At 63.9% G+C, this 18,195-nt stretch carries 15 protein-coding genes; 7 read left to right on the top strand and 8 right to left on the bottom strand.

Translation table 11 applies throughout. From position 1 onward, the window contains the following. Positions 1 to 109: 109 nt before the first annotated feature. From murJ to ASC48_RS04880, 6 genes are all read right to left on the bottom strand, one after another. Entirely contained in the window at positions 110 to 1,720 is a 1,611-nt protein-coding gene (gene murJ, locus ASC48_RS04905; protein WP_055454659.1) for a murein biosynthesis integral membrane protein MurJ, read from the bottom strand. Positions 1,721 to 1,742: 22 nt separating this feature from the next. Beyond that, the gene (locus tag ASC48_RS04900; protein ID WP_055454658.1) at positions 1,743 to 4,562 is read right to left on the bottom strand and encodes a [protein-PII] uridylyltransferase; all 2,820 of its coding nucleotides are present in this window, start codon (positions 4,560 to 4,562) and stop codon (positions 1,743 to 1,745) included. A gap of 129 nt (positions 4,563 to 4,691) precedes the next feature. Further along, positions 4,692 to 5,063, bottom strand: a complete 372-nt coding sequence (locus ASC48_RS04895) for a helix-turn-helix domain-containing protein (RefSeq protein ID WP_050473635.1) — start codon at positions 5,061 to 5,063, stop codon at positions 4,692 to 4,694. Positions 5,064 to 5,100: 37 nt separating this feature from the next. Next, on the bottom strand, positions 5,101 to 5,715 hold the full coding sequence (locus tag ASC48_RS04890; protein WP_055454657.1) for a Smr/MutS family protein: 615 nt from the start codon (positions 5,713 to 5,715) through the stop codon (positions 5,101 to 5,103). Then, a complete protein-coding gene (mltA, locus tag ASC48_RS04885) occupies positions 5,712 to 6,812 on the bottom strand; it encodes a murein transglycosylase A (RefSeq protein WP_055454656.1) in 1,101 nt (366 codons plus the stop codon). The genes ASC48_RS04890 and mltA overlap by 4 nt, the downstream gene beginning before the upstream one ends. A gap of 128 nt (positions 6,813 to 6,940) precedes the next feature. After that, a complete protein-coding gene (locus tag ASC48_RS04880; RefSeq protein WP_055454655.1) occupies positions 6,941 to 7,666 on the bottom strand; it encodes a Tim44/TimA family putative adaptor protein in 726 nt (241 codons plus the stop codon). A gap of 277 nt (positions 7,667 to 7,943) precedes the next feature. On the opposite strand from ASC48_RS04880, the gene ASC48_RS04875 reads away from it, so the two are divergent. The 3 genes from ASC48_RS04875 to polA all read left to right on the top strand — a co-directional run bounded on the left by ASC48_RS04875 (position 7,944) and on the right by polA (position 12,666). Continuing rightward, positions 7,944 to 8,429: an FxsA family protein gene (locus ASC48_RS04875; RefSeq protein ID WP_055454654.1), complete on the top strand. Its 486-nt coding sequence runs from the start codon at positions 7,944 to 7,946 to the stop codon at positions 8,427 to 8,429. A 157-nt stretch (positions 8,430 to 8,586) separates the two neighbouring features. After that, on the top strand, positions 8,587 to 9,582 hold the full coding sequence (locus ASC48_RS04870; RefSeq protein WP_055454653.1) for an acyltransferase family protein: 996 nt from the start codon (positions 8,587 to 8,589) through the stop codon (positions 9,580 to 9,582). A 75-nt stretch (positions 9,583 to 9,657) separates the two neighbouring features. Then, on the top strand, positions 9,658 to 12,666 hold the full coding sequence (gene polA / locus ASC48_RS04865; protein ID WP_055454652.1) for a DNA polymerase I: 3,009 nt from the start codon (positions 9,658 to 9,660) through the stop codon (positions 12,664 to 12,666). A 102-nt stretch (positions 12,667 to 12,768) separates the two neighbouring features. On the opposite strand, the gene ubiB is transcribed toward polA, so the two are convergent. Beyond that, a complete protein-coding gene (ubiB, locus tag ASC48_RS04860) occupies positions 12,769 to 14,352 on the bottom strand; it encodes a 2-polyprenylphenol 6-hydroxylase (RefSeq protein WP_055454651.1) in 1,584 nt (527 codons plus the stop codon). 3 nt (positions 14,353 to 14,355) lie between these two features. Further along, a complete protein-coding gene (gene ubiE, locus ASC48_RS04855; RefSeq protein WP_055454844.1) occupies positions 14,356 to 15,105 on the bottom strand; it encodes a bifunctional demethylmenaquinone methyltransferase/2-methoxy-6-polyprenyl-1,4-benzoquinol methylase UbiE in 750 nt (249 codons plus the stop codon). A gap of 268 nt (positions 15,106 to 15,373) precedes the next feature. Here ubiE and mutM point away from each other — a divergent pair, with 268 nt between their 5' ends. The 4 genes from mutM to ASC48_RS19485 all read left to right on the top strand — a co-directional run bounded on the left by mutM (position 15,374) and on the right by ASC48_RS19485 (position 17,932). Then, on the top strand, positions 15,374 to 16,279 hold the full coding sequence (gene mutM / locus ASC48_RS04850) for a bifunctional DNA-formamidopyrimidine glycosylase/DNA-(apurinic or apyrimidinic site) lyase (RefSeq protein ID WP_055454650.1): 906 nt from the start codon (positions 15,374 to 15,376) through the stop codon (positions 16,277 to 16,279). Positions 16,280 to 16,427: 148 nt separating this feature from the next. After that, positions 16,428 to 17,201, top strand: coding sequence for an enoyl-CoA hydratase (locus tag ASC48_RS04845; RefSeq protein WP_055454649.1), 774 nt, complete (start codon positions 16,428 to 16,430; stop codon positions 17,199 to 17,201). 177 nt (positions 17,202 to 17,378) lie between these two features. Beyond that, positions 17,379 to 17,645, top strand: a complete 267-nt coding sequence (gene rpsT, locus ASC48_RS04840) for a 30S ribosomal protein S20 (RefSeq protein WP_019964246.1) — start codon at positions 17,379 to 17,381, stop codon at positions 17,643 to 17,645. Positions 17,646 to 17,761: 116 nt separating this feature from the next. Further along, positions 17,762 to 17,932, top strand: a complete 171-nt coding sequence (locus ASC48_RS19485) for a hypothetical protein (protein ID WP_156367078.1) — start codon at positions 17,762 to 17,764, stop codon at positions 17,930 to 17,932. Positions 17,933 to 18,195 lie beyond the last annotated feature (263 nt).

The following is an 18,195-nucleotide window of genomic DNA, read 5'->3' as shown; positions in this document are numbered from 1 at the left end:
TCAAGTCCCTGAGAGTTGGCCGGTTGGAAGGGCCCGGTAATGGGAAGGCAGAATGCCGCTGTTCTTATGGCGAACCGCTGGCGGCAAGGCAAGCCGGGAGCTTTGGGCTTCAATCGGACATGAAGCCGGGCATGGCATCGCGTTTGCCGTCTTCGCCGTTTTCCCGGCCCTTGCGCAGGCGGCGGGTAAAGCCGATGAGATCGGCACCGCCGGTAATCTGCGCAAAGACCGCGAAAATGGCCATGCCGGATCCCGTCAGGAGCAGCAGCCCGGCAAGACGGATGGAGAGATGGCCACTGGTCAGCAGCGGTTCAAGCGGCCCGGACAGGAGTTCCACCGCCGCGCCCATCAGCAGGCTGGCGAGGAACAGCAGCGCCACCTTGCGCAGCACCAGCCGGTCCGGCACGAAATAGCCGCTGCGCCACAGGGCAAGGCCCAGCAGGCCGGTGTTGACCCAGCCCGAAATGCTGGTGGCGGCGGCGATCCCTATATGCCGGAAGTCCGGGAACAGCAGCAGCGACAGGACAAGGTTGATCACGGCGCTGATCCCTGCGCACCACATGGGGGTGCGCATGTCCTCCCGGGCAAAAAAGCCAGGGGCAAACACCTTGTGCAGCACGAAGGCAGGCAGGCCCCAGGCAAAGGCGGCCAGCGCCAGCGCCGTGCCCTCCACCGCCTCCCGGCCGAAGGCGCCGCGCTGGAACAGCACCGAGACGATTTCCTCCGGGATCAACACCAGAGCCACTGCGGCTGGCAGCGTCAGGGCAAGGGCAAATTCCATCGCCCCGTTCAGCGTCTGGCGGAAGAGCCCCCCCTGACCCGATCGCAGCTGCCGCGTCAGGCTGGGCAGCAGCACGACACCCACGGCGATGCCGATGACACCCAGCGGCAACTGATACAGCCGGTCGGCATAATAGAGCAGCGCATTGGCGCTGGCCTCGCCCGAGGCAATCACCTGCCCGACGACGATGTTGATCTGGGTGATGCCGCCGGCAATCACCCCCGGCACGCCGAGAAGCGCAAGCCTGCGCACGGCCGGCGTCAGGCGCGGGCGCAGCACGGGCACGCGGAAGCCGAGGCGTTTCAACCCCGCCAGCACGAAGACAAGCTGCACGATGCCGGCCAGGGCAACGCCGCAGCTCAAGGACAGAGCCAGGGTCCGCTCGCCGGAGACACCGGCAAATGCAATGGCTGCGAGGACGGCGCACATCACCACATTCAGCATCACCGGGGCAAAGGCCGCCGCAGCGAAGCGGTGATAGGTGTTGAGAATGCCGGCGGCAAAGGCCAGCATCGACATGAACAGGAGATAGGGGAAGGCAATCCGTGACATCAGCACGGTGAGGTCGAACTTCTCCGGCTCTGCCGCAAAGCCCGGCGCCAGCGCCCGGACCACCGCCGGCATGAAAACCTGCGCCAGCGCCGTCAGCGCTATTAGCGTCCAGAACAGGGCTGCGGCAATCTCCCCGGCCACCCGGCGGGCAGCTTCCTCGCCCTCTTCCTCCAGTGTCCGGCCGAAAAGCGGCACGAAAGCGGAATTGAAGGCACCCTCCGCAAACAGGCGGCGGAAGAGATTGGGCAGACGGAAGGCGACGACAAAGGCATCGGCCACCGGCCCTGTACCAACGACGGCCGCCAGCATGGCATCGCGCGCGAAGCCGATCAGGCGGCTGGCGAGGGTGGCGCCGCCGACAGTGGCAAAGTTCCGCAGCATGCTCATGGGGTGTAGATCCGCCCGCTGGTCAGGATTGCGTCACCAGTGCCGCCGCCCCGGAATTTGTTTCAAGCTTGCCGTCGACCGCCTGCACCAGCCGTTCGCGGATCACGTCCTGCCGGGCAATGTTGGAGATCTTCTGCCCCGTCAGGTCGGTGACATAGAACACGTCCACCACCCGCTCGCCGAAGGTGGAAATATGGGCCGAGCCGATGTTGAGGTTCAGCGTCGCCATGGCGCGGGTAAGGTCATACAGAAGGCCCGGCCGGTCGAGGCCGCTCACCTCGATAATGGTGTAATTGTCCGAGGACGAGTTGTTGACAATAACATCCGCCGTGATGCGGAAGGCCTTCATCCGGCCCTTCACCGCTGTCTTCTTGCTCACATGCTCGGGCAGCGGCGCGTCACCGCGCAGGGTTTTGAGGATAAGATCGGTGATCCGCTCACCCCGGCGCTTTTCATCCGCATCATCGGGCAGCTCGCGGCTGACGAAGATCGTGTCCAGCGCAAAGCCATCCGTGGTCGTGTCGATCTGGGCATCGACGATATTGGCGCCCGTGACGAAACAGGCCCCGGCGATGGAGGACAGAAGGCGCGGATGATCCGGTGCCAGCAGGGTGATTTCGGTGACGCCCTCGAAGGCGCGGGTGGTGACGGCGGCGGCAAAGCGCTCATGCTTGAGATCGGCGTTGTGGATCAGCTCGGCATGAGCCAGCGTGCGCTCCGGCTCGGTGCGCAGCCAGTAGGCCGGATAATGCCGCGCCACATAGTCCTTGCGTGCCGCCTCCGGCCAGGACGACAGCTTTTCTTCCAGCCGCGCCTTGGCATCGGCCACCCGTTCCTTGCGGCTCAGCTGGCTGTGGCCGCCGGTCAGCAGCGGTTCGCATTCGTAATAGAGCGTGCGCAGCAGCTGGCCTTTCCAGCCGTTGAAGACGCCCGGTCCCACGGCGCGGATATCGGCCACGGTCAGGATCAGCAGCAGCTTCAGCCGCTCCATGCTCTGCACGATATGGGCAAAGTCGGTGATGGTCTTGCGGTCGGAGAGATCGCGCGACTGGGCATAGGTGCTCATGTCGAGGTGATGCTCCACCAGCCAGGCGACCGTATCGGTCTCCGAGGCGCTGAGGCCGAAGCGCGGGCAGATCTTGCGGGCAATGCGCGCCCCGGCGATGGAATGATCCTCCGGCCGGCCCTTGGCGATGTCGTGCAGGAACATGGCCACATAGAGAACCTTGCGGTTCTGGATGGTCTTGATCAGCTGGGTGGAGAGCGGATTGCCCTCGCCCGCATCGCCGCGTTCGATTTCGGCCAGGACGCCGATGGAGCGGATCAGATGCTCGTCCACCGTGTAATGATGGTACATGTTGAACTGCATCATCGCCACCACCTTGCCGAAATCCGGCACGAAGCGGCCCAGCACGCCGGCCTCGTTCATGGCGCGCAGGGTTTCTTCCGGGTGGTTGCGGGAGGTGAGGATGGAGAGGAACAGCCGGTTGGCTTCCGGATTGTCCCGCAAGGCCCCGTTGATCAGCGACAGGGAGCGGTGGATCCGCTTCATCAGCTCCGGATGGAGATGGTGCTCCAGTCTGTCGGCCAGCTGAAACACACGGATCAGGTTGACCGGATCATCCTTGAACACGGTGTCCGACGTGGCATTGATGCGGCCGTTCTCGACAACGAAACCAGGGGCCTCGCGGATCGGCTGCACGTTGCTGCCGCGCGCGCCGCGCAGGCGCAGCATCAGCCCGCCGATGCCCGAGCCATGCGGCTTTTTCACATGCTGGTCTTCCAGCGCCGAACAGAAGATGCGCGTCAGGTCGCCCACATCCTTGGCCACAAGGAAGTAGTGCTTCATGAAGCGCTCCACATCCTTCTGGCCGGGATGCTGGGTGTAGCCAAGGCGGATGGCGATTTCCCGCTGAAGATCAAACGACAGGCGTTCTTCCGGGCGGCCGGTGAGGAAATGCACGTGGCAGCGCACCGCCCACAGGAAGTCCTCGCATTTGATGAAGCGGTTGTATTCGGCCCGCGACAGCACACCCTGCGACACGAGATCGGACTGGGTGCGCACGCGGTAGTGATACTTGGCGATCCAGTACAGGGTATTCAGGTCGCGCAGGCCGCCCTTGCCTTCCTTGATGTTCGGCTCGACGAGATAGCGCGAGGTGCCCTGCCGCTTGTGCCGGTCATCGCGCTCGGCAAGCTTTGCAGCGATGAATTCGGAGCTGGTACCGGCCACGACTTCCGCATCAAAGCGGGTCTGCAGATCCTCGAACAGCGGCTCCTCGCCCCAGATGAAGCGGGCCTCCAGAATGGCCGTGCGGATGGTCATGTCCTGCCGGGCAAGGCGGATGCATTCGTCGATGTTGCGGGTGGCGTGGCCAACCTTGAAGCCCAGATCCCAGAGCATGTAGAGGATGTATTCCACCACCTGCTCGCCCCAGGGCGTCTGTTTGTAGGGCAGCAGGAACAGCAGATCGATGTCGGAGCCCGGCGCCAGCGTGCCGCGCCCGTAGCCGCCCACCGCCACCACGGCCATGCGTTCGGCAGCCGAGGGGTTCTTGATCTGGTAGACGTGCCAGAGGGCAAAATCATAGATGACGCGGATCAGTTCGTCCTGCAGATGGCTCAGGCGCTGGGCGCAGGCAAGGCCGCTGCCATCGCGCTTCAGGCCTTCCTGCGCCAGATCTCGGCCGGCCTTGTAGGCTGCCTTCAACTCGCCCAGCACGGCAGCGCGCACCTTAAGGTCCGTGCCCTTGCCGTCATGGGGAACGGTCAGGGCGGTCAGCCTTTCGCGCAGGGCCGCTGCATTGATAAGCTCATTCAGGTCTTCTGCGGGAAGCTTCATGTCTGCTCGTCCTGTCTGGGCCTGCCCCGTCAGGACAGTGCTCCGGCGCGCGGGACCCTATATCGGCGCAGCGCGCCCCGAAAGCCTCTAAACTGTGCAAGGCCTGACTTTGGGAACCGTTCCCTAACGTCAGACACCATCCCTGGCGGCAACGACCCGCAGCTGATGCAGCAGATGATCGAGGGAGTCCGGGGACAGGCCCTCGATCTTGCGCGCCAGCAGATTGGTGAACTCCGTCGCCTTCGGGTCCAGCCCAGAGGTGTCGATGGTCACCTTTGGATCGGAAATCTCCGCCAGACGCTGGATTTCCTCTGCTTCATCCCAGATGACATTGAAAAACGTTATGATTCGCTGAACCAGGAACCATGTGGGCTTGCCGCGCTTGCCATGTTCCAGTGCCGAGAGATAGGCGCTGGAGACGGCAAGGCCCGCCGCCATTTCCTTCAGCGAGATGCCGCGCTTGGCTCTCAGTTCCCTGATTTTGGCTCCCAGCGGTGTCATGCCGTCTCTTGCCCCTGCCACTGTTCCTGCTTTGCCGTCATGCCTTGCGCTTGCGCAGGCGCACATAAAGCGCGCCGGACCCGCCATGGGTCAGATGTGCTTCCTCGAATCCCAGCACGATATGCCGCAGATCGGCCATGGCAAGCCATTGCGGCACCACGCGGCGCAGAATGCCGCGCTCGTCCATATAGGGCGCGCGATGGCCGGAGCCCGGCCCGCTGCGTCCACCCTTGCCGGTGATGACAAGCACGATCACATGGCCGCGCTGGTAGGCTACATGCAGGAAGCCGCGCAACCGGTCATGTGCTTCCTGCTGGGTCAGGCCATGCAGATCGATCCGCGCATCAAAGCTGCGCATGCCGCGTACGATCTTCTGCCGCACCCGCCGCTCCAGCGGCGCCAGTGGCGGCGGGCCTTTGGGCTGGGCGGGGGAGCGGATGGCCGTTTCGGGCGCGCCTGCGCACTGTCCTGCGCCCGTCATCACGATACCGGCCCGTGCCATTTCCTCGGCAAGGCTCAGCTCCTGCTCCAGATCCGGGTCCGGCTCCAGAGGCTGCGTAGTCTTCAGCGGCGTCAGTGTTGCCGCCACTTTCGACCAGATCTGCCTGTCTTCGGTCGAAAGGTCCTTGTTGCGCCCGCGCCGTCCGCTCATGAGCCTTGTCCCAAGGGGTTTGGTGTCAGGACACGCGGCAGCAGAATGGTGAAGCTGGCCTTGTGGCGCACGGCTCCGGCCGCAGCCCCTGCCGCATCGCCCGAGCCCATGAAGATGTCGCCGCGTGCGGCCCCACGAATGGCCGAGCCCGTGTCATCGGCAATCATCAGCCGCTGCCACTGCGGCTGCGCCAGACCTGCACCGGACAGATCCGCTCCGACGAAGACCGGCAGACCATAGCTGTGAAAGCGCGGGTCAATGGCAAGGCTCCGGCCCGGCACCAGCGGTAGGCCCGCCGCGCCAATGGGACCAAGCTCCGGCCCCACCTCTGTCACCTCGCGGAAGAAGATGAAGGAGCGGTTGCGGCGGAAGAGGCCGTCCCTCCGCTCCGGATTGGCCTTCAGCCAGGCACGCAGGCCCTGCATGGTGAAGTCCTCGGGCGTGCCTTCACCTGCGTCCACCAGCACCTTGCCGATGGCGGTGTAGGGATGGCCGGTCTTGCCGGCATAGCCTGCCCGCATCACCGAGCCGTCTTCTAGACGGATCCGGGTGGAACCCTGCACATGGACAAAATAGGCATCAACCGGATCGGCCAGCCAGACGAGCTCCAGCCCCTTGCCCTTCAGAGCTCCATCCATGATGGCGCCCCGGTCGGGCATTTCGCGGAAGCCCTTTGACGTCTTCAACGCATGGGTCAGCCCGGACAGCGCTTTCGGGGTGCTTTCCGGCCTCAGCGTGGTCAATCCCTCCGGCGCCCGGTAGAGCGGGGCCGTAAAGGCTGGAGAAGGCTGGCGCGAACCGCGCACTTCCGGCTCGAAATAAGCTGTGACGAAGCCATCAGCTGCAACGCGGTAAGGCCGGAACTCCCGCTCGAAGAAGGCACGGGCAGCAGCATCCGTTGCCGGAGCTTCGGCCTGCGCCTTGCGGCAGGCCGCCGTCAGGGCGCGCTGCAGGCTATTGCGTGCCTGAGCGCCTTGCTCATCGCTGGTGCAAAACCGGAGAAAGGACCGGAGGGCCGCCAGGTGGCCGTCCTGCGCCCAGCCCGGGAGGCTGGAAAAATCCGCCGGTTTCAGCGGCAGTTCCGTATCGAATGTCATGGCCCCTGCCCCGCCGGTTCCCCAAAGGCACAGCGCTGCGGTCAAAGCCCGCAACGTCTGCCGCCGCAAACGCAGAAAGGCCGCAGCAGGGGCTGCGGCCCATCGCAATGCCTGTTCTGACTGCACCGTCATCCTGCCGATTCGGTTGCGACCAGCTTCCAGTTCGGATCGCGTGTCGTGGTGTCGCGCGCGAAGGTCCAGATGTCCACCACTTCCGTGACGCGGTTGGGATCGCCATCAATCACATGGCCGTCCTTGTCGCGGGTGGCGGAAATCAGCTCGCTCTGCAGGCGCACGGTCACCTGGGCGATGCTGCCCTTCATGCTTGCTTCAACGATATCGGCCTTGTCGATGCCGACAAAGGTGGACTCGATGGTCTCCCCGCGCGCTTCGCGCTCGGAGATGGCGCTGTTGAAGCCGTCGAAGACCTCGCGCGACAGGAGCGGCTTGAGCGTCTTGCGGTCGCCCTCGGCAAAGGCGGTGACGATCATCTCGTAAGCCGCCTTGGCGCCTTGCAGGAACTGCTCGGGCTCAAAGCTGCGGTCGGCGGACAGAACCTGGCGCAGGGCCTCGTTCAGCGCGGAACCGGCCGGAGCCACCTTGTCGGCCAGCTGGTCCGGGCTTGCCTGCTCGTCCGGTTCCTGGCGCTGATGTGAACCGGGCAGCGGCACCACGTTGTCGCGCGGGCTTTCGGCGCGGGCCTGGCCGTTCTTGCCCGGTGCAGGCTTGGAATAGGGATCATACGGCGGGCGCTCGCTGCCGGTGCGGCGGCCCAGCACGGAGCGCAGCTTGAAGAAGATAAAGACCGCAAGCCCCAGAAGAATGATGTTCGTGACGTCAAAGATATCGTTCATTTGGTGCTACCGGGCTCTCTCCGCGATCCACAGTCTCCCGTGACCGGCCTGACCGGCCGGAAAGGACTGCGGGACAATCATTCAATCCCATATGTAGGTTCTGTTGAACCAGCATCCAGTGCGCGGGGCAAGTGTCTTGTCCATCCGGATGGTCCAGATTGGGGACATAACCGCCCTGCCCCGGCGGAAGAGTGGCAAAAATGCGCAGATCCCTCGCATTTCCCTGAGCCAGACCCTATCTTGTTCACGTTATATAACTGTCAACGGGTTTGAATCTTTGCCTCTGCTGATCCTGGGCGGCCTGCTGTTGCTGCCGCTTGCCGAAATTGCCGTGCTCATTCTGGTCGGGAAGGCCATCGGCGTGCTGGCGACAATCCTGCTGACGGTGTTCACCGCCGTCGCCGGAACGGTGCTGCTTCGCCAGCAAGGGCTTTCCCTTGTCCGCCGCATACAGTCCGAGCTTGATGCCGGGCGCGTGCCGGGCGACGACATGATGCAGGGCGCGATGATCGTTCTGGCAAGCCTGTTCCTGCTGCTGCCGGGCTTTCTGACCGATGCAGTCGGCCTTCTGCTGTTCATTCCGCCGCTGCGCGTGGCGCTGGCGCGGTTTTTCTCCCGCCGTGCCTCCGTCGTGGCCGTCAACCGCCGCCGCAAGCAGGGCGAGCCGGTGGTGGATCTGGACGGCGCCGAATGGACCAGCACCCGCCACAAGCCTGGTGATGACAGCGCCCCGCGCATCAGTCCCTGGCGCGATGGCAACTGACCTCTGCGGCAGAGTGCCCCTCACACAGAAGTGACTGCTGCCATCCGCCGTTCGGTCCGATAAGTTTCCGCTGGCTCTTGGAATTCTGGACCGCATCACTCTCCTGAAGGAATGCTGTGGTCCGGAATGGACGGCGAGGCCGTAGGGGAGACGCGGAATGGGGCAAGAGGGGCGAATCGGCTGGGTGGATCACGCCAAGGGCATCTGCATCATCTTTGTCGTGATGATGCATTCGGTGCTGGGTGTTGAGGAGGCCGCCGGGCAGATGGGCTGGATCCACCCGGTGGTGCAGTTCGCCGCGCCCTTCCGCATGCCGGATTTCTTCATGATCTCCGGGCTCTTCACCGCCCTTGTCCTGTCACGGTCCTGGCGGCTCTATGCCGACCGCAAGGTGCTGCACTTCGCCTATTTTTACGTGCTGTGGCTGACGATCCAGTTCGCGCTCAAGGCCCCGTCCTTTGCCGTTGAACTCGGCTGGTGCGGCGTCTTGCGGGAGTATCTCATTTCCTTCGTTCAGCCCTTCGGCACGCTCTGGTTCATCTATCTGCTGGCCGTTTTTTTCGTCATCACGAAGGTCCTGCATGACCTGAGGGTGCCCTGGCAGCTGACGCTGACGGCTGCCGCCCTGCTGCAGATCCTGCCGGTCGAGACGGGTATCTACATCGCCGATTATTTTGCCGAACGGTTTGTCTATTTCTTCGGCGGCTATGTATTTGCGAGCCGCCTCTTCGTGCTGGCGGACTGGGCTGCCGCCCATCGCGGCGCTGCAACGGTGGGGCTTGGGCTCTGGGCGCTGGTCAACGGTCTTGCCGTCTTTGCCGGCTTCAGCGAACTGCCGGGCGTTTCCCTGGCGCTTGGCTTTGCCGGAGCTGTGGCCATCGTGCTCGTCTCCAGCCTGCTGGCGCAGCTTCCCCTACTCGATCCGCTGCGCTTCATCGGCCGGAATTCCATCGTCATCTATCTGGCCTTCTTCCTGCCCATGGCGCTGTCCCGCGTGCTGCTGCTGAAAGCCGGTGTGCTGGATATTGGCACGGTTTCCCTGCTGGTGACGCTGGTGGCAAGCCTCGCCCCGCTGCTGCTCCTGTGGTTCATCCGGCGCACCGGCTGGCTCGGCTTCCTCATCGAGCGGCCCGGCTGGGCGCGGATTGCCTGAGATGAAGAAGGCAACGGGCAGAAGCTGATTGGGCAAAGCCACTATTAGCCCTTTCATCCGCACCCGTTCCCCGGCATGATCCGCGCCATGTCGAACGATGCTTCCCTCCCCGCCCTCACCGCCAATGACCACCTGATCCTGGTCGATGGCTCCACCTTCATTTTCCGCGCCTATCACGCCCTGCCGCCGCTGACGCGCAAGAGCGACGGCCTGCCGGTTGGCGCCGTCTCCGGCTTCTGCAACATGCTGTGGAAGCTGCTGACTGAGGGCCCGACCCCGGAGAAGGGCGACGAGCCGACGCATTTCGCCGTCATCTTCGACCATTCGGCCAAGACCTTCCGAAATGACATCTACCCCGCTTACAAGGCGCAGCGCCCGGAGCCGCCGGAGGATCTGATCCCGCAGTTCGGCCTGATCCGGCAGGCGACCCGCGCCTTCAACGTGCCCTGCATCGAGCAGGAAGGCTTCGAGGCGGACGATCTGATCGCCACCTATGCCACGCAGGCCGCCGCCATGGGCGCCCGCGTCACCATCGTCTCCGGCGACAAGGACCTGATGCAGCTGATCAGCCCGCGCATCGGCATGATTGACACGATGAAGAACAAGATCATCGGCGAGCCGGAGGTGTTCGAGAAGTTCGGCGTCGGCCCGGACAAGGTGATCGAGGTGCAGTCGCTCGCCGGTGACAGCGTCGACAACGTGCCCGGCGTACCCGGCATCGGCCTGAAGACGGCCGCCCAGCTGATTCTTGAATATGGCGACCTTGAGACCCTGCTGGCCAATGCCTCCAGCATCAAACAGCCCAAGCGCCGCGAAAACCTGATCGAATTTGCCGAACAGGCCCGCATTTCGAAGCAGCTGGTGACGCTGAAATGCGACGTGCCGGTGGAAACCCCGGTCACCCATTTTGCCGTGGAAGCCGTCAACGGCCCGCAGGCGGTCGGTTTCCTCAAGGCGATGGAATTCACCACGCTCACCCGCCGTGTGGCCGAGGCAACCGGGGCGGAGACGGCCAATATCGACCCGGCGGAGCTGACCATCCCCGGCTGGCATGCGCCCGACGCCAAGGGCCGCATGATGGAGCGCGGCCCTGCCGCAGCCCCGGGTTCTGCGGCTTCTGCCCCGGCCGGTTCCGCAGATCCGTCTTCCGCGTCCGCGGTGGCCGCGCCGGATGGCATGATGACGCCGCAGAGCCTTGCCGCTGCACGGGCGGAAGAAATCCGCCGCATCCCGGTCGATCATTCCACCTATGAAACGGTAACGGATATCGAGCGCCTCAAGGCCTGGGTGGCAGAGGCGATGGAAACGGGCATCGTTGCCTTCGACACGGAAACCACCTCGCTCGATGCCATGCAGGCCGAGCTCGCCGGCGTGTCGCTCGCCACCCGTCCTGGCCGCGCCTGCTATGTGCCGCTGGGCCACGTGGACGGAGAGGGCGATCTTCTGGGTGGCGGCTGTCTCGTGCCCGGCCAGATTCCGCTGCGGGCGGCGCTCGATGTTCTGAAGCCCATGCTGGAAGATCCCGGCGTGCTCAAGATCGCGCAGAACTTCAAGTATGACTGGCAGGTGATGGCCCGTCACGGCATCGAGGTTGGCCCGCATGACGACACCATGCTGCTGTCCTACACGCTGGACGCAGGCAAGGGCGGCAACGGCATGGACGAGCTCTCCGAACGCTGGCTTGGCCACACGCCCATTCCCTTCAAGGAGGTGGCCGGGTCCGGCAAGTCGATGGTCACCTTCGACAAGGTGGAGATTTCGCGCGCTTCGGCCTATGCCGCCGAGGACGCGGATGTGACGCTGCGCCTGTGGCTGGTGCTCAAGCCTCGCCTTGCGGCGGAAGCCATGGCCACCGTCTATGAAACGCTGGAGCGGCCCATGGTGCCGGTACTGGCGCGGATGGAGCAGCGCGGCATTTCCATCGACAGGCAGATGCTCTCGCGCCTTTCCGGCGAATTTGCGCAAGGCATGGCCGCCGTGGAGGCGGAGATCTACGCCCTTGCCGGGGAGACCTTCAACATCGGTTCACCCAAGCAGCTGGGCGACATCCTGTTTGGCAAGATGGGTCTGCCCGGCGGCAAGAAAACCAAGACCGGCGCCTGGTCCACCTCGGTTTCGGTGCTGGATGATCTGGCCGCCGAAGGCCACGAGCTGCCGGTGAAGATCGTCGAATGGCGTCAGCTTGCCAAGCTGAAGTCCACCTATTCAGACGCATTGCCCGGCTTCATCAATCCGGAAACGAAGCGGGTCCACACGTCCTATTCGCTGGCCTCGACCACGACCGGGCGCCTGTCCTCGTCCGAGCCGAACCTGCAGAACATTCCGGTGCGCACGGAAGCCGGCCGCAAGATCCGCAAGGCCTTCGTCGCGGAAAAGGGCAACAAGCTCATTTCCGCCGACTACAGCCAGATCGAACTGCGCGTGCTGGCCCACATTGCCGACATTCCGCAGCTGAAAAAGGCCTTTGCCGATGGCCTCGACATTCACGCCATGACGGCAAGCGAGATGTTCGGCGTGCCGGTGAAGGATATGGACCCGATGGTCCGCCGCCGCGCCAAGGCGATCAACTTCGGCATCATCTATGGCATCTCGGCCTTCGGCCTCGCCGCCCAGCTCGGCATTTCACGCGGGGAGGCTGGTGACTACATCAAGATGTATTTCCAGCGCTTCCCCGGTATCCGCGACTATATGGAAGCGGTGAAGAAGGAAGTTCACGAAAAGGGCTTTGTGACCACGATCTTCGGGCGCAAGGCGCATTATCCGGATGTGAACACGTCCAACCCGTCCATGCGCGCCTTCTTCGAGCGGGCCGCGATCAACGCCCCCATTCAGGGATCGGCTGCCGACATCATCCGCCGCGCCATGCTGCGGATGGAAGATGCGCTGGCGGATGCCGGCCTCAACATCCGCATGCTGCTGCAGGTGCATGACGAACTGATCTTCGAGGCGGAAGAGGCGGAAGTCGAAGCAGCCATCCCGGTCATACGCCGGGTGATGGAAGGCGCCTGCGAGCCGCTGCTGAAGCTGTCCGTGCCGCTGCAGGTCGACGCCCGCGCCGCAGACAACTGGGACGAAGCGCACTGACAGGGCTTTCGATGCTGACGCATCACGCCTTGAAATGGCTCTGGCGCCGCCCGGGCTTGACCGAATCCCGATGAGCCAAGCTCATCGGGATTCGGTCTGGTTTCAGAACCAGGCTTTGGCGGCAATCGCTGCCATGGACAGGGCGATGATCCAGAGCGCGATCCGGCCCGAGCGGTTGTGGCGGGCTTCGGAGCGGCCGATGGCCTCAGCTGTGGCGGCATCAAAGCGCAGGCCTTCGTGGGCCATTTTTTCCAGCTCTTCCGACATGCGGCCCACCCGGTCGGCGAAGATGGGCAGATCGCTGGCGATGCGGCCAAGCGCATTCACAGCAGCGCCAGCATCGCGCAACCGGCCCGCAGGCCCAAGGTGCTGGGCGATCCAGGCCCCCACGACCGGCTCGGCCGTACGCCACATGTCGAGGCGGGGGTTCAGCGTCCGGGCAACGCCCTCCACCACCACCATGGTCTTCTGCAGCATGATCAGCTGCGGCTGGGTGTGCATCTGGAACAGCTCCGTCACCTCGAACAGCTGGGTGAGGAGCCTTGCCATGGAAATTTCGGATGCATCATGGCCGTGGATCGGCTCACCAATGGCGCGGATCGCCTGAGCGAACACATCCACATCCTGATCGGCGGGCACGTAACCGGCCTCGAAATGGACCTCCGCCACCCGGCGGTAGTCGCGGGTGATGAAGCCATAGAGGATTTCGGCGAGGAACCGGCGCTCCGCCTTGCCGAGGCGTCCGGTGATGCCGAAATCGACCGCCACCAGCGTGCCATCGGCCTCGACGAAGAGATTGCCCTGATGCATGTCGGCATGGAAGAAGCCGTCGCGCAGGGTGTGGCGCAGGAAGCTCTGGATCACGTTGGCGGCCAGAAGCTCCAGATCGAGGCCCTGAAGGGTCAGCCCCTCCACATCGGACATCTTGGTGCCGTCGATCCATTCCATCGTCAGCACGCCCTTGGCGCTGCGCATCCAGTCCACGGAAGGCACGCGGAAGCCGGGATCCTCAGCAGTGTTCCCGGCCATTTCGGACAGGGCGGCAGCTTCCAGGCGGAAATCCATTTCCAGCGCCACGGAGCGGGCCAGAGTGTCGACCACGGCGAGCGGCCGCAGGCGGCGGGAGGGCTCGTGGAAGCGCTCGGCGAGGCGTGCGGCCAGATAGAAGCTCTCCAGATCGCGCTGGAAGCGGCGGGCGACACCCGGCCGCAACACCTTGACGGCCATCTTGCGCAGCGAGCCGTCGCTCTGGCGCACAATGGCGGGGTGAACCTGCGCGATGGAGGCGGCGGCAACCGGTTCGCCGAACTCCACGAAGACCTCGTTCACCGGCCGCATCAGCTGCTCGGCGACCCAGGCCTCGGCCTCGCTCTGGCTGAAGGCGGGCAGCCGGTCCTGCAGATGGGCAAGCTCCGCCGCCGCTTCCTTGCCGACCACATCGGCGCGGGTGGCGAGAAACTGGCCAAGCTTCACATAGGACGGCCCCAGCCGGTTCATCGCATCGGAGAGGCGCGAGCGGGCGCTCTTGTCGCGCACGGAGCGGCGTTCGAACAGGCGGGCAAAGCGCAGTGCCAGCCGCGCCGCGGGCGGCAGGTCCGGAATGTTGAACAAGCCGAAGACGCCTTCACGCGCCAGAACGAAACCGGCCTGCGCCAGACGCAGCAAGGGACGTATCGCAAGGGCCATGGATCAGAGTTTCCAGCCCGAGTGCAGGGCGGCAATGCCGCCGGTGTAGTTGCGGTAGGTCACCCGCTCGAAACCGGCGGTGCGGATCATCTGCGCAAAGCGTTCCTGATTGGGGAACTTGCGGATGGATTCCACGAGGTAGCGATAAGGTTCGCCATCGCCTGTCACCGCCTGCCCCATCGCCGGAATGACGTGGAAGGAGAAGGCATCATAGATCCTGTCGAGGCCGGGCATGTCGACTTCGGAAAATTCGAGGCACAGGAAGCGGCCGCCACGCTTCAGCACGCGGTAGGCTTCCGACAGCGCCTTGCCGATTTCCGGCACGTTGCGGATGCCGAAGGCGATCGTATAGGCATCAAAGCTGCGGTCCGGGAAGGGTAGCACTTCCGCATTTCCCTGCGAGAAACGGATGGAGCCGGAAAGCCCCGCCTTGTTCGCCCGGTCCTGCCCCACGGCCAGCATGGAGCCGTTGATGTCCAGCACCACGGCTTCCACCGCACGGCCCGAGCGCTCGACGATGCGCGTGGCAATGTCGCCGGTGCCGCCGGCCACATCCAGCACCTTCCAGCCACGGCCCGGTGTGTGCGGAGGGGCAAGGGTGGAGACCATCGCATCCTTCCACACCCGGTGCAGGCCGCCGGACATCAGGTCATTCATGATGTCATAGCGGTTGGCGACCTTGTGGAACACGTCGTTGACGAGGCCCTGCTTCTCGCCTTCGCGCACGGTGCGGAAGCCGAAGCTGGTCGGCATGTCCTCGGGCGCGCGGCTGGAGGCATAGGCGCCTGCGGAGGAAAAGCCAGTTTCGTCGGTCATGCGGGTCACTCCCTGAATGACGGTCACGGAAGCAGCACTGCTGCCGCAACGCGCGGCCCGGGGCCGGTGTTCCGGGCACAGGCCACAATTGCGCGGACCTTAGTACAAGCCGCAGGCCAGCGCCATTGTTGCGCCGGGCCCGGGTCTCATATAGGCGGTTTGTGCAGTCCATATAGTCTTTTGTTCAAGATCGGTAGGTCCTCCCATGCCCGAATTGCCCGAGGTCGAGACGGTCAGGCGCGGCCTGCAGCCGGATTTTGAAGGCGCGCGCATCCTGAAACTCGAATGCCGCCGCCCGGATCTGCGCTTTCCCTTCCCCGAACGCTTCGTGGAGCGGCTGGAGGGGCGGATTGTCACAGCCCTTTCCCGCCGGGCGAAATATCTGCTGGCCGATCTCGACAGCGGCGAGGTGCTGGTCATGCATCTGGGCATGTCCGGCTCCTTCCGGGTGGAGCAGCAGTCGGACAGTTTTCTGCCGGGTGATTTCACCCATGCCCGCTCGCGTGATGAAAAGCACGATCATGTGGTGTTCCACCTCTCCGCCCCCGGCAGTCTGGGACCGGAGGCGGCGAGCCGGATTGTCTATAATGACCCGCGCCGTTTCGGTTTCATGCAGCTGGTGGCGCGCAGCGGCCTTAGCTCCCATCCGCTCTTCGCCGCCATGGGCATTGAGCCGCTTGGCAATGCGCTGAATGCGGATCTGCTCGACCGGCTGTTTGCGGGCAAGTCCGCGCCATTGAAGGCCGCGCTTCTGGATCAGCGGCTGATTGCCGGGCTTGGCAATATCTATGTCTGCGAGGCGTTGTGGCGCTCCGGCCTCAGTCCGGAGCGGGCGGCAGGTGACATCACGGGGCCGGGCAAGGCGCGGGTGACCGCGCGCGAGCGTCTGGCAGCTGCAATCCGCAAAGTGCTGGAAGAGGCGATTGCCGCCGGCGGCTCCACCCTGCGCGACCATGCGCAGACCGACGGCACGCTCGGCTATTTCCAGCACAGCTTCGCCGTCTATGGCCGCGAGGGCGAACCCTGCCGCACGGAAGGCTGCAAGGGTACGGTTCTGCGGCTTGTGCAGTCGGGCCGCTCCACCTTCCACTGCGCGAAGTGCCAGCGCTGAGGCTCCGCCAAAAAGGCGGGAGGACAGCGCCTTGCACGTGTGCGGCGCGTCAGCTACCCCTTGTTGCCATGGCCCGGCCAGCGGGGCACCACCGGGTGCCGCCGCCGGGCGCTGCCACAGGGGCAAAGCCCGTCAGCGGAGGACTGCAATGGCATATGAGAACATCCTGACCGAAAAGCGCGGCAAGGTGGGCATCATCACGCTCAACCGGCCCAAGGCCCTCAACGCCCTGAACGCGGCCCTGATGGCTGAAGTGGCGGCAGCGCTTGACGCCTACGAGGCGGATGAACGCGTCGGCTGCGTCATCATCACCGGCTCGCAGAAGGCTTTTGCCGCCGGGGCGGACATCAAGGAGATGCAGCCCTTCGATTTCGCCAAGGCCTATATGACCGATCTCATCACACCCTGGGACCGGGTGGCGCGCAACCGCAAGCCGGTGATTGCTGCGGTGGCCGGCTATGCGCTCGGCGGCGGCTGCGAGCTTGCCATGATGTGCGATTTCATCCTGGCCGCCGACAATGCCAAGTTCGGCCAGCCGGAGATCACGCTTGGCGTTCTGCCGGGGGCCGGTGGCACCCAGCGCCTCACCCGCTTCATCGGCAAGTCCAAGGCCATGGAAATGTGCCTGACCGGCCGGCTGATGGATGCCGTGGAGGCCGAGCGCTGCGGCCTCGTCTCCCGCATCGTGCCGCTGGATGACCTCATGGAGGAGGCCATGAAGGCGGCGGAGAAGATCGCCGACTTCTCTATGCCCGTGGTGATGATGACCAAGGAAAGCGTCAACCGCGCCTACGAGACGACGCTGAGCGAGGGTATCCGCTTCGAGCGCCGCATGTTCCATGCGGCCTTTGCCACGGAAGACCAGAGCGAGGGCATGGCCGCTTTCATCGAAAAGCGCACGCCCCAGTTCCGTAACAAATGACGCTTTGACTCGGGTTTTGGCATTGACGGACCGGTTGGGCGGGACTATAAGCCTCGGCCAACCGGTGGCGATCAAATCGCCGCTGCATTCGTTTGACGCGGGGCGGTTTCAGGCCTATGTCTGCCGCCCTGATGTTCAACGGAATTTTTGTTTCACACTCGGACCAGGATTGAGCCAATGGCCAACACTCCCTCGGCCACCAAGGCGGCCCGCAAGATTGCCCGCCGGACGGCTGTTAACAAGGCACGGCGGAGCCGCGTGCGCACCTATCTGCGCAAGGTCGAGGAAGCCATTGCTTCCGGCGATTACAACGCTGCCACCGAAGCTCTCAAGGCTGCCCAGCCGGAGCTGATGCGCGCCGCTTCCAAGGGCGTCGTTCACGGCAACACCGCCTCGCGCAAGGTGTCCCGTCTGAACGCCCGCGTGAAGGCTCTGCAGGCCTGATAACGCCTGTCATAGAATCTTCAAAACCCGGCCCGAAAGGCCGGGTTTTTTGTTGCCTGAACGGCACATGAAAAAATTCTCACGATAAAACTATCACTGCATACCAGCAAATATTCATGCTGGGCTTTGTCAGTTTTTTCTCATATTTTTCAATTGGTTATGGGCATGTCGGCATGGATCCGGCCTCCCCTGCCCGATTCAACCTGAGTCAAGTACGTGGCGAAGTTTTTTTTTGGAGAAGTGCCAGCCTGTTGGCCTCTTCCGAGCACATCAAGAAAAGGCCTTGAGTCAGAACGGATTTGGCCCGGAAGCCGTTCACGAAGGCGTTAATCTGACCGCCCGGAAAAGCCGTCTGCGGCCATTTTGTTAATAGGCAACTGTTGCCGCGTTCCGGCTGCCTGTGTATGTTCAATCCATCGGGGCAAGCTCGAAATTTAAATAAAAAACACAGCAAAACGTGGACTAGGAAAATGGCAAGGCAGGCAAAGAGACATAACTGGCAGAGTTCAGGAGCAGTTTCCTTGCATACCAATGTTATTTTTACGGGTCC

This window comes from Pannonibacter indicus, assembly GCF_001418225.1.
GTDB classification, from domain to species: domain Bacteria; phylum Pseudomonadota; class Alphaproteobacteria; order Rhizobiales; family Stappiaceae; genus Pannonibacter; species Pannonibacter indicus.
The sequence above is the reverse complement of the archived record's forward strand: the minus strand, read 5'-3'. Positions and strand labels throughout refer to the sequence as shown.